General features: G+C 43.4%; 4 protein-coding genes. 2 read left to right on the top strand and 2 right to left on the bottom strand.

What is annotated here, in order from left to right:
- Positions 1 to 5686 (bottom strand): non-ribosomal peptide synthetase (locus Xets_RS17960; protein WP_255430682.1); only part of this gene is annotated, 5686 nt, incomplete at its 3' end.
- An 898-nt stretch (positions 5687 to 6584) separates the two neighbouring features.
- Here Xets_RS17960 and Xets_RS17955 point away from each other — a divergent pair.
- A complete protein-coding gene (locus Xets_RS17955; RefSeq protein WP_099132330.1) occupies positions 6585 to 6917 on the top strand; it encodes a multidrug efflux SMR transporter in 333 nt (110 codons plus the stop codon).
- Positions 6918 to 6953: 36 nt separating this feature from the next.
- The gene (locus Xets_RS17950; protein WP_099132331.1) at positions 6954 to 7244 is read left to right on the top strand and encodes a DUF333 domain-containing protein; all 291 of its coding nucleotides are present in this window, start codon (positions 6954 to 6956) and stop codon (positions 7242 to 7244) included.
- A 68-nt stretch (positions 7245 to 7312) separates the two neighbouring features.
- Here the strand turns inward: Xets_RS17950 and Xets_RS26770 are convergent, their stop codons facing one another.
- On the bottom strand, positions 7313 to 10210 hold the full coding sequence (locus tag Xets_RS26770; RefSeq protein WP_370588258.1) for a salicylate synthase: 2898 nt from the start codon (positions 10208 to 10210) through the stop codon (positions 7313 to 7315).
- Positions 10211 to 10223 lie beyond the last annotated feature (13 nt).

The following is a 10223-nucleotide window of genomic DNA, read 5'->3' as shown; positions in this document are numbered from 1 at the left end:
AATTATCTTGTTCATAGGCCATCAGTGATAATGGATAATCGGTTTTTTCGATGGCCTGGCGGAATATCAGGGTGTTTTCAATCCCTGCCTTATTTTCGCTTGCCACAGGGACGGGGTAATTTTCAAAGACAAACAGGCTATGGAATAGCCGTTCCCCGTCGGATTGCAAACTGGCCAGTGAGACGGCGCTGTGACTGTTGAGTGCGGCGATATCTTTCTGTATAGCTTGTAAGACGCTAATCACCCTGTTGGTTTTATGCCACTGCACTATTAATGGCAAGGTATTAATATACAGGCCGACACTGGACTCAATACCGTCCACCGGTACATCGCGTCCGGAGACGGTGGTGCCGACAATAGTCTGTTCATCTCCGGTATAGCTGTGCAGTAATTTATGCCAGGCAAATTGCAGTACCACATTCAGGGTAATGCCTTGTTCACGGCACACATCCCTAAGTTGCGTATAATCACCTCCCTTTACAGTAAGCGCCTGTTCAGCCGGTTTTTCGATGGTTTTTATCTGTGTCAGATTAACATGATGATTTAACAGGGATGATAGATCATTGGTTCCCTGGAAATGTGTTTTGCGTTCCGCCCAATACCTTTCTGACTCAGCCAGATGCCCCAGATAGTATTGCTGGGTTGCCAGATAAGCGTGCTCCACTACGATCTGAGGTTTCTGTCCTTGTACCAGCATGTCGTAATACTCGTGCACAGTCTGTAATAAAATCGGGCCACTCCAGCCATCAGTAATAGTGTGGTGTTGGGTGATCAGCACCGTTATCAGTTGTTCACTCTGTTTAATTAAGGTAAATCGGATTAATCCGGGCTGCTGTAAATTAAAAGGCAGAGTACGGTCATGTTGTTGGATCGCTTCAATCTCTTTGTTTCGTTCTTCTTCTGGTAATTGGCTGATATCTTTAAGCTCGAAGTTCGCCGAATTAATACTGGCACCTGTGGTTACAATCTGCAAAATTTCCCCTTCCCAATCAAATGCTGTTCTGAGGATAGGAAAGCGCAGTGAAGCCAGCGACCAGGCTTGCTGATAGGCGGCAAGGTTGAGTTGGGTGTGATAATCCAACAACAGTTGCACACGATAGGCATCATCCTGTGGTTGAGCCAGATGATGATAAATAAATCCCTGCTGCAAACTGGTGGCGGGATACAGGGTTTCCACCTGATAGCTTTGTTGCAAACGATTTAAGCGTTCAATTGAAACCGCTTTAAATTCATAATCACTGGGCGTTCTCACACTACCCAATTGAGCCTGTTTTTGGCCGGTGGTGATAACACTATTGAGTGCTTGCTCAAAGGCGGTGATAAACATTTGTGTTTGGGTTGATGGTAAGCGAGACAGTATACTGAATTGCAGTTTTCCTGCCTGAATTGCGCCATTGATATCCAGCAGTAAATGGCTAATGTTCTCGTTGGCGATCATTGAACCACAGTCTTCGTTGGTCAGCGCCCAATCCTGATGGTTAATGTGTCCGGCCTCACCCCCAAATTGCCCAAGGTAATTAAAGCTGATAGCTGGCAAATTCTCTGATAAGTATCCGGCCTGACGTAACGCCCCATAACCGATGCCTTTGTTCGGTACGGCCCGCAGCATTTCTTTGGTGTGAATAATGGTTTCCGCGACATCGGCTTGCATTGTCAGACGAACAGGATAAGTGGTTGTAAACCAGCCCACAGTTTCGGAGACATCCAGAGCACTGTCGATAGTTTCCCGCCCATGCCCCTCGAGAGTAATGAGGTTTACCGTACGAGAGAATGTTGTCTGCAATGCCTGTGTGAGGGCACTAAGCAGTAAGTCGTTAATTTCAGTGTGATAACCTAAGTTAGCCTCATGCAACAGAGTGTTTGTCAGTTTAGTTGATAAACTCAGTTGATGCGTGTTGAGTTCTCCCGTCACCGGATAAGTTTTTTCCCCCGCCATGACTCCCTGCCAGTAGGGCACTTCGTCTTGATGCTGTATGGCATAGCGATGGACAGCAGCAACCCATTGCCGATAACTGCTGGTTTTCGGTGGCAGCGCTGTTCCCTGTAGTAGCAGGCGTATATTTTCAGCAATAATCCGCCACGACACCACGTCAATAATCAGGTGATGAAATGCGAAGAATAAACGGGCGCTGCCATCAGCATATCCGGTCAGATGAGCAGTTTGCCATAAAGGTCCCGTGCAATAATTAAAGCTACTTTGCCATTGGGTCAGTTGCTGGTGATTTAACTCACTGAAATCACAATGCTGTAATGTGGGTAACCAGGGCGGCATTTCTGCGGGGTAGCACTGACGATAACCTTGTTCGGTGTCAACAAAATGGACACGTAACATATCATGTCGTTCAGCCAGTGCGATCAGCGCCTGTTCAATAGCAGCGTGACTGATATTGCCTGGCAGTCGGATCATAAATGCCTGATTCCAATGGTGCGGACATGGCAGGTTCTGGTTGAAGAAATCCTGCTGGATAGGCAACAGATCAAATTCCCCGTTTAATAATCCCTGTTCTGCCACCACAGTTACCGGAGATGGTGTTTGTGTCAGCAGTTGCGCTAACCGTGCTACTGTTGGTGCTTCAAAAATCGATTTGACTTGCAGGGAGAAACCGATCTGCCGCAGTTTGGAGACCAACTGGATACTGACAATCGAGTCGCCACCGATACGGAAGAAGTTATCCTCAATGCTGATCCGTTCTAATCCTAAAACGTCTTGCCAAAGCGTGCACAATCGGGTTTCCAACTCAGTGCGTGGCGCTATATAAAGCTCTCGGTCTTCCCACTCAGGATCTGGCAAAGCATGGCGATCGAGCTTGCCGTTGATAGTCAAGGGAATGGCATCAATGCGGGTAAAGCTGGCGGGTATCATGTACTCCGGCAGGTGAGTTGACAGATGCTCTATCAGAGTGTCATTGGTCAAGGCTTCGTCGGTAACCAGGTAAGCCGCCAGTGCTTTATGGCCCACATGCTCTCGGTCGATCACTACTGCCTGCTTCACTTGTGGGTGAGAAGACAAGGCTGTTTCGATTTCACCCGGTTCAATGCGGTAACCACGAATTTTGACCTGAAAATCATAGCGTCCCAGATATTCCAGGTTACCGTCCGGCAGCCAGCGTACCCGATCACCGGTTTTGTACAGGCGAGTATAACCCCGGGCTTTGTCTTCGTCTGTGGCAAACGGATTTTCCACAAAACGCTCGACGGTCAGATCTGGACGATTCCGATACCCCCTTGCCAGCCCTGCACCGCCAATATACAACTCACCAGGGGCGCCAATGGGAGACAGTTTGCCATAATGATTAAGGACATACAGGCGGGTGTTATGATGTGCTTTGCCAATGGGGATATTGCCACTCATTTCATCGGTTACATCAAGGTGAGTAATATCATTTGTTGTTTCTGTAGGACCATAAAGGTTAATTAAGGTACTCGAATGACTATTTATAGATCTAAACGTGTTGACATGGGACATCGTCAACGCCTCTCCGCCACACAGAACATAACGGATAGTGCCGGGTAACAGCTGCCCTAAGTCCCGCAGCGTTTGGCAGAAAGCACCTAACATGGACGGGACAAATTGCACCACCGTCACGCCAGTTTTCTGTATCAGTTGATATAAGGCCTCAGGCTGTTTATGGACATTCGGTGAGGGCAGCACGATACTGGCGCCAAAACAGTTCGCTGCAATCAACTCCCAGACTGAAGCATCAAAGGTATAAGGGATTTGTTGCAGGATCTTATCCGATGCACTTAATGGATATTGGGATTGCATCCAACACAGGTGATTGATGACGTTTCGGTGAGTCAACTCAACGCCTTTCGGCTGTCCGGTTGTCCCGGAGGTGTAGATGATGTAGGCCAAATCAGTACTTTTGTTCACTGGCACTAAATTTTCCACTGCTTGGTCTTGGGTGACTGTGCAGTCATCTGTGGCTATCAGCGCTGGCTGAATTGGCAAAGTGTGGGTATGTTTCTCCAGTGTTGTCAGGTGCCGCTGTTGGGTTAGCACGCACAGGCTTCCGGTATCTGCCAGAATAAATTGAACTCGTTCCGGTGGATATTCAGGAGAGATCGGTACATAAGCGCCACCGGCTTTCAGTACCGCCAGGATACTGACTACCATCTCCAGACTGCGGTCGAGGTATAGAGCGATTGGTGTATCGGCTTGCATCGGTGCATTGCATTGCCGCTGGCAGTGTTCACGTATCACAACGGCGAGCTGGTTTGCCTGTTCGTTGAGTTGACGATAGGTCAGGGTTTTCTCTTCAAATACCAGCGCCACGTTATTCGGTGTTCTTTCTGCCTGTGCCTCGAACAGTTGCTGTAAGATTTTATCCTGTGGGTAGGATGCATCAGTCTGGTTCCAACTGTGTAATAGGGTGTGACACTCCTGTTCTAATAAGATAGGTAATTCATTGACGAATAAAGAAGGTGTGTTAAGTAAAGCAGTCAATAAGTTCTGCAATCGCGCAAGTATTTGTTTTACATCTTGCTCACTAAAATATTCCCGTAAATAATCTATCGCTATTGTTAGCTCCTGATCATATCCAAAGTCTTGCAAGCGAAAAACGATAGGATCAGTGTTAAATCCCCCATCTACAATATAATGCTGCGCCTGATTGATTTCAGATGCTGATTCTGAAAGCCTTTCATAGAATATAAATATATTAGGTAAAGCAATGCCATGGTTATTGGCCATGCGAATCAAGTGAGAACGAGGGAACTGGCCGTGGTGATAACTCTCTTTTAGCGCTAATTCTATTACCTTAATCTGTTCAGTGACACTGATTGTGTGAGAAACATGGCAATGTACCGGATAGATATTTGTCTGCATCCCTACGACATATTTCTCTGATTTTGTCCTTCTGCCATGAGTAATGGTATTAAATGTTAATTCCTGTTGCCCTGTCAGTTCTGACATCATAATGATAACTAAGCTCGAAAAGACAGCAAGAAAGTTCGTTTTATTTTTTTCACAAAAAGCAAGTAAATCAGCTTTAATTGAAAACGGTAATACCAACATGTCGTTACGGGAACCCCTATTCTGATAACAAGGAGTTAATTGATGGATATCGTTTTTTGTTAAAAAATCATACCAGTGGTTTTTATCTTTTTCATAATAAGAAGAAGTCAGATATTCTTTTGCTTTTTCTATGTTATCTAAATATTGTGGAATTTCTGCTAACCAGGCTGTTGATGCTCCACTTTTCAGACATGCATATAATTTATGGGTATATTCATGTAACCGAAATAAACCAACCCCATCAATCATAATATGATGGAATTTAGTGAAGAAGTAGTGTTTCTCGTTCGTAATACGAAGCAATGAGGCTTGGTATAAGGACGCATTTGGAAAGTTAATGGGAATATCTATCTGCTGCTGCATCCAAAGTTTTGCTTTTTTTTCAGGATTAGGCTGCATTGTAAAATCATGGAATATGACTAATTCAGTATTACTCTGATTCTGAATATATTGGGTTGCTTCATTATCCGAATTAACGGATATGCGTAACCTCAACATATCAACATGTTGGTATAGTAATCGCCAAACTTGTTGCAAGATGACGATATCAACTTCACCTTCCATCAAGGTATACCAGCCCAGGTTGTGTAACGGATTGTTTTCATGAAAGGTTTGCTCATAAAACACATCCTCTTGAGCGGGATGAAGGTTATATAAGTTCGAATTCAACGAACCTTCAAGTGTTCTCATAGTAAATTATACGAATGCATTCCGTTTACAAGTTATTTGTAATTCATGATACAAATGAGTAGATTTCAGTGCTTGCCTAACCTTAATTCATTTATGTTTTGGCATTAACATAATTTATTATGTTATATCTGAACTTTTACGATTTTTAACATCAGGTTACTATTTTATTTAATAGGTATTAGCATGATCTATCATGGTATCACTACAGCTAATCTCGCAATCTTTCAGCATTCCCCCTCATTTTAAATAGTTAAAATTGTTTGTCCAAGGTTTAAAATTTTATTTTTTGTCTATTTAAGTGTATATCTTCGGCACTTATCCTGTTTCGCACAGTTTGTTTTTATTTTCGAGAATAGTCATTATTTTTACCCATTATTCCATGATCATGATTTTATGGTCGTAGTTCTTCAAGTTTCAATAGTGATAGTCATTTGCATTGAAGTCTATAATATTTTTTATTTGTTATGGTTATGTTTTTTAATTTTCTATGGATATAATGCGATCTGGTTTAGTTTATTTATGGTTACCTGTTGGTATTTAAATTGCTATTATAGTGTTTTTTATCGCAAAAAATAATTTCCTGTTCTTTTTTATATTGGAGTGAATAATTTCTTTAAGTCATTTTTATGATAAATTATTTAAGGTGATTTTTATGGGTGGAAATAATATTGATACATGTGGATAGATTAATGGAATAATCATTTTTATTTTATTGAATAATTCTCTGCCGGATTTATGCTTTTTTCCCTTATTATTATTCTTTTTCATAAAGAAAAAACACCTCATTTCGTTAATGTATTGTATTTTAACTTATGGTAGATTAAGCGGTTTTTTTGAAATTTGATCTGTCTTATAAAACTTTGGCTTGGTGAGTAATATGAATGTATGGGGTTATTTGTTTATCGCGATTTTGTCTGAAGTGATAGCGACAACAATGTTAAAAACTGCCGATGGCTTCACCCGATTAGTGCCGTCTATTGTTGTGGTGATGGGATATTGTTTATCATTTTGGGCGTTATCACAAGTTGTAAAAGTGATGCCTTTGGGGATTGCTTATGCCGTTTGGTCTTGCCTTGGTATCGTTTTAGTCTCTATTGCAGGTATATTTTTATACCAGCAAAAATTGGATTTACCGGCAATTATCGGTATTCTTCTTATTATTGCAGGTGTTTTAGTCATCAATTTGCTTTCCAAAAGTGCAGGGCATTGATCTATATCCTAATCCGATAGTTAAACTGGAGAAAATATGCTGTTAAAGCGGGGAGTTATCCTTGTCATGTTGTTGCTGGTAGGTGCTATATTAGCAGGTTGCAGCGGGCATCAAGCAGATACTTCATCAAGCCGATACAAACATTATCAATATTCTGATTTGGGTATTTATCTGAGTAAAGATGCCAGTGAAAGTTGCTCTGATGCAGGGGGAATTCCGGCATTAACCAAGCAATTGAATGGTCATCAAATTCCTGTTTGCCAATTGGCGAATGGTCGTCGTTGTAATGAACAGGCTTTGTTAGATGGTGGGTGTACATCCTTTTAATGTAGGGAAAACCAGATATCATTCTGGTTTTCCCCGAAAGTATGATGACTACCTATCCCAATAAGCTTTTAGTCTTTTTTGTCAGCATAAGGGCGAATATATTTCATAATGCACTCAAGTTTTTCACAAGTTTCCTGCCATTCTCTTTCTGGCCTTGAATCTCTGACCAATCCGGCACCGGCCTGGAGCCAACAGCGTTCTTTATGCTGGTAGAGAGAGCGTAATACCAGCGCGGCATCCAGTTTACCTGTGCTATCCAAGAGCATGACACAACCACTATAAAGCCGACGAGGTTCATCTTCATATCGAGAAATAGCTTGTAAAGCAGGTTTTTTCGGTATCCCTGAAGCGGTGACTGCCGGGAATAAGGCAATGAATGCATCCCAGCGATTTTTGTCTGTTTGTAGTAACCCTTTGACTCGTGATGCCAAATGTTGTACCGAACCACGTTCACGAATAGCCATAAATTCTGATACACAAAGCGTTTCTGGCTGACAAATCGGCGCTAATTCTTCTAATGCAAGTTTGACCGAAACAGCGTGTTCGGAAATTTCTTTCGGATCAGAAAGTAAATCGGCTCGCAATTTCTGATCTTGCTGCTTGTCATGTGTCAATGCTCTGGTGCCAGCCAACGGTTGGGTATTAACCCAACCCGAACCCTCGGCCTCAACGACGGTTTCTGGACTGAAACCGTAAGCAGAGAAATCTCCATCACGTAAGAAGAAAGAGCGGGCAGGTGTGTTAGCCTGACGGCCCAGCCAGTAACTGTGTGTAATATCAATATTTGAACCAAGATCAACCCGGCGTGACAGGATCACTTTTTGGTAGTGATCTGCGGCAATATCCTTAACCGCATTTGCAACGTTGTCTTGATAATTTTTTGCCGCGTCTGCTGTGTTGATAATTTCCATCTCTTTTGTGTATGGGAAAATCGGTGTGCCTAATTGATCAGCGCGCTTGACTTTCTCGCTCAATATGGATATTTGCGCTTCTTCCAGTGTTCGTATCAGAACCTGTCCTTGAGTTATGCGTAATTCATGTTGTGGAATGGTAATTTTTATTAACGCTTCATTTTGTTGTTCTAATGATATCCCATACGTCATATGGGAAAATTCAAATAATGTTTTGCCATAAGCACGCCAGTCTTTAATCGGAACAGCGTTGAGTACTTGCTCAAGTTTTTGGCTGAGTGTATTGATATCGTATGGATGATGATGACCTTGTGAATCAATCAATTGTCCCGATGCATCTGCACTTATGGTTGCGGCGCAGCCTATTCCCAATGACCATTCACCTTTTATTTCATAGAGCATACAAGGTTGTGCATCATTATCAGCAAGCAAGTGGGTAACCAGATCTAACGGATTGCTGGTAATCGTAATCGTCTGTTCACGATATTGCTGCATGAGGCTGTTATTTTCTGCCTGGGCCATTTGTACTAACTGGCGTTTGTTGATTTTTCCTACCGCGGTTAATGGCCAATACGCCACAAATAACCATTGGTCAGGGATTTTATGACGCTGAACACCTTCTTGATGCAAGAATGCTTGCATTTGTGCAGGATCGGGTTGGTTGATGCTCTTTGGCAGGCAAGCGCAAATGCGTTCACCCAGTAATTCGTCCGGGACAGCGATCACAACGGCGTCATCAATATCTGGATGTTGCAGTAATAATGTTTCAACTTCTAGCGTTGAAATTTTTTCACCGCTGCGGTTAATCTGCTCTTTAATCCGTCCTTCAACGATCAGGTTGCCATCTGGTCTGATGCGAACCAAATCGCCTGTGCGGTAGAATCCATCCGTGGTGAAAGCGACGGTATTGTGCTGTTCAGCACGGTAATATCCTGTAATGGTGTAAGGACCTCGTGTAATCAGTTCACCTACTTCACCAGATGCAACAGGTTGCAAATTGATATCAACAAGTTTGATCTCATCCTCTTCTGACAATGGGCGCCCTTGGGTATTAATGATAACGTCATAAGGGTCGTCTAGTCGGGTATAGCAAAGTAATCCTTCCGCTGTACCAAATACTTGCTGCAAAGGACCAAGACGTGCCATGACCTGCTCTGCCAGTTCCGGTGTGAGCCGGCCACCACCGACTTGTAAGCAGCGCAGGGATGAAAGGTCGCTTTGTTCCCAGTCACGAGCTTGTTCCCAGAGCCGTGCAAGAGCCGGTACTAATGCTAAATGTGTCACTTTATGCTGCTCGATCAATGGCATGGCTTCATCACAACTAGCTGTATCACTGAGGAGTACACATCCTCCCTGAGAAAGGGTGCCAAGAATCCCGGGGCTGCCTAAAGTAAAGTTATGTGCAACAGGCAATACCGCTAAATAGACGCTTTCAGTATTTACTGAGCACAGACGGGCGGAGAGCACAAAATCATAGGTATAGGCATCGTGAGTACGCGGAATTAATTTTGGTGTGCCTGTCGTTCCGCCGGAAAGCAAAAGTACGGCAATATCGCCATAATCTGGACCAGAAATATTGAGCGGTTCCTCCTCAATGGAGGCGAATGGGATAAATTCTTCTGCCTCTCCGTCCACAATAATATGTTTAAGTTCGTCACAAGATGCTGCAATTTCCCGCGCCATTTTTCGATAGTCAAAACCGTGGATACAATCAGGAATAATATAAGCCACCGGACGTGCAATCTGGCAAAGCGCATGAACATCATGTGCCCGTTGGGTAGGCATTAATAATACTGGATGAGCCCCTAGCCTAAACAAGGCAAAACAGGTGACAACAAAGGAGATACGGTTAGGTAGCTGTACCATAACGTTATCACCACGGCGTATTCCACGATGATACAATCCGCTCGCTAGCCTTTCCGCAGATTGATGGAGTTCATGGTAAGTTAGCCGCTGCTCTTGATAAATCAACGCAGTTTTATCTCCCCAGATACTGGACCATCCGGCAAGTTGCTGATCCAGGGTTTTGCCATTCCAAAGATAGTTTGGCGTCATAGTAAGTGTTTTC

This window comes from Xenorhabdus sp. TS4, from assembly GCF_014467265.1.
Taxonomy (GTDB): domain Bacteria; phylum Pseudomonadota; class Gammaproteobacteria; order Enterobacterales; family Enterobacteriaceae; genus Xenorhabdus; species Xenorhabdus ehlersii.
Note: the sequence above shows the minus strand (reverse complement) of the source record. Positions and strands in the feature narration are given on the sequence as shown.